3 protein-coding genes are annotated in these 2,468 nt (G+C 61.7%); all 3 read left to right on the top strand.

Annotated features, from left to right (window positions below):
* Positions 1 to 1,005 (top strand): FAD-binding oxidoreductase (locus EN969_RS26505; RefSeq protein ID WP_164758504.1); only part of this gene is annotated, 1,005 nt, incomplete at its 5' end.
* Positions 1,006 to 1,022: 17 nt separating this feature from the next.
* A complete protein-coding gene (locus tag EN969_RS26500; RefSeq protein ID WP_063168827.1) occupies positions 1,023 to 1,655 on the top strand; it encodes a hypothetical protein in 633 nt (210 codons plus the stop codon).
* 88 nt (positions 1,656 to 1,743) lie between these two features.
* On the top strand, positions 1,744 to 2,274 hold the full coding sequence (locus EN969_RS26495) for a dihydrofolate reductase family protein (protein WP_027162137.1): 531 nt from the start codon (positions 1,744 to 1,746) through the stop codon (positions 2,272 to 2,274).
* The last annotated feature ends 194 nt before the right edge of the window (positions 2,275 to 2,468 follow it).

Raw genomic sequence — 2,468 nt, 5'->3', positions numbered from 1 at the left:
GGCTCGATCCGCTCGATGCGGGTGATGCTGGCCGACGGTTCGGTGACGACCTGCTCGCCGACCGAGAACACCGATCTGTTCCGCCACGTCGTCGGCGGTTACGGCCTGTTCGGCGTGGTGCTGGAGGCGACGCTCGACATCGTCGACAACGCCGTCTACCGCACCTCGCGCGAAATCATCAAATCGGACGATTTTCCGGAATTCTTCGCCAAGGTGCTGGAGCCGAACAAGGATATCGGCCTGTTCTACGGCCATCTGTCGACGGCGCCCGGCAATTTCCTCGAGGACATGATCGTCTACCGTTACGACAAGGTGGCCGAGCGGCCGCCGGCCGATCAGCCCGAGATCGGCGAACCGGGATCGGTCGGGTTGAAGCGGGTGATCATCAACCTGGCGAAATGGGGCAGCCTGTTCCAGGAATTGAAGTGGTTCACCGAAAAGACACTGGAGCCGAAATTCGAAAGCTGCACGGTGGCGCGCACCTCGGCCATGGCCGAGGGCGAGGCCTGTCTCGTCACCCGCAACAACCCGATGCACGATTCGGTGCCCTATCTGTTCAACGATCAGATGGAAGAGACCGACATCCTGCACGAATATTTTATTCCGCGTGCCGCCTATGTCGAATTCATCGCGGAAGCGCGCGAGATCCTGCGCAAGCAGACGCTGCCGGTGCTCAATGCTTCGGTGCGCATCGTCCACAGGGAGGATGTGGCGCTGACCTACGCGCCGGAGCCGGCCTATTCGCTGGTGCTCTACGTCAACCAGCCGACCGATGCCGACGGCAATGCCAGGATGCGGGCGCTGACGCGGGCGCTGATCGACGTGACGATCAAGCATGGCGGGCGCTTCTTCCTGCCTTACCAGCTGCATTATACGGCCAGGGAATTGCTGGCCTCCTATCCCGAACTGCCGGCCTTCCTGGCGGCGAAGCGGCAGTATGACCCAACGGAACTGTTTTCCTCGACCTTCTACCGTGCCATCAAGGCGCTGAGCGGGGTGTCGTAAGAAGCAGGAGAACAGCCATGCGGATGGTATCGGCGGCGGCACTCACCCTCATCGCGCTGTGCGCCGGACCGGCCGGAGGCGAGGATCTCAAGGCCTTCAAGCTGACCATCGACGGCGTGACGGTCGATATCGATCCCGGCGAGAGCGCCGATGTGACGCTGCCCGGCGGCAAGCAGAGCAAGGTGACGCTCGCGCGCAACGACTTCGCTACCTTTTCCGGCAGCGATTTTTCCTTCGTCCACCCCAGCGGCATTTCGGTGACCAAGACCGATCTCGGCGATGACATCACGCAGTATCTGATGGCCTCGGCGCTGGGCACGATCGTCGTCGTGCAGGAGTATGGCGCCATGAATCCGGTGTCGCTCAACCAATTGATGCTGCAGGAGATGACCAGGCAATCGGTGCAGGCCGGCGCCAAGCTGACGCAGGGGCCGACCACGCGCAAACTCGCCGACGGCAAGGAATTGACCGGGATCCGGGCCGAGGTGAAGACACGCACCGACACCGCCGATTTCGAGATCGTCGGCTTCGGCCTGGCCGATCGGGGGCTGCTGTTCATCACCCGCATTGCCGGCGAGGATGCAGCGACCGAAAAGCCGCTTGTCGACAAGTTCTGGCAGAGCCTGAAAGTCAGGTTCAGGCCGGACTAGGATCGTGTCTCAGTTTGGATTTCGGCTGGGGTTTTGCGTAACGGCGGCTCAAGTTATTCTGAAGACCCCGGGTTGGAGATCCTGCAGCATGGCGAAGCTCATTTTCAGAATGAACCAGTCACTCGACGGCTATGTCGACCACCAGAAAATGCCGTCGGGCCCGACGATCTTTCGTCACTGGATAGAGCAAGTGCGCAATTTGAGCGGCAGTGTGTACGGTCGCGGCATGTACGAGGTCATGCGCTATTGGGACGAAGACAGTCCTGAGTGGAGCGCGGAGGCGCATGAATTCGCGGCGGCGTGGCGGAGCCAACCGAAGTGGGTTGTGTCGCGCTCTCTGAAGTCGGCCGGCCCTAACGCAACACTTGTCGCGGATGACGTCGAGGCGGTGATACGCGGGCTTAAGGCTAAGCTCGTCGGGGAGATTTCAGTTTCTGGACCAGGCCTGGCACGAAGCCTGACCGACCTTGGTCTTGTAGATGCGTACCAACTCTACCTCCATCCGTTCGTGCTTGGTCATGGCAAGCCATTCTTCGCCGGCCCCCGGCCGCCGCTTCGCTTTGTGGCCAGCGATTTGATTGGCGACGACGTGATCAGGTTGACCTATGTGCCTGCCTGATCACGCGGTCGTCGAACCGAGACGCCAGCGGGCCTACAGCCCCTTCGGCACCAGTCCGGCCAGCCAGTTCACAGAGCGCTTCGCGGCGTCGGCGGTTGCCGAGGCGGCGCGGCCGAGATCGGTCTTGACCACGGCGTAGCCGTTCTTGGTGCGATAGAGCACACCGGTTCCGCCATCGACCACCTGTTCATAGG

Origin of the sequence: Mesorhizobium sp. M7A.F.Ca.CA.003.01.2.1 (genome assembly GCF_003998945.1) — a bacterium.
Taxonomy (GTDB): domain Bacteria; phylum Pseudomonadota; class Alphaproteobacteria; order Rhizobiales; family Rhizobiaceae; genus Mesorhizobium; species Mesorhizobium ciceri.
The sequence above is the reverse complement of the archived record's forward strand: the minus strand, read 5'-3'. Positions and strand labels throughout refer to the sequence as shown.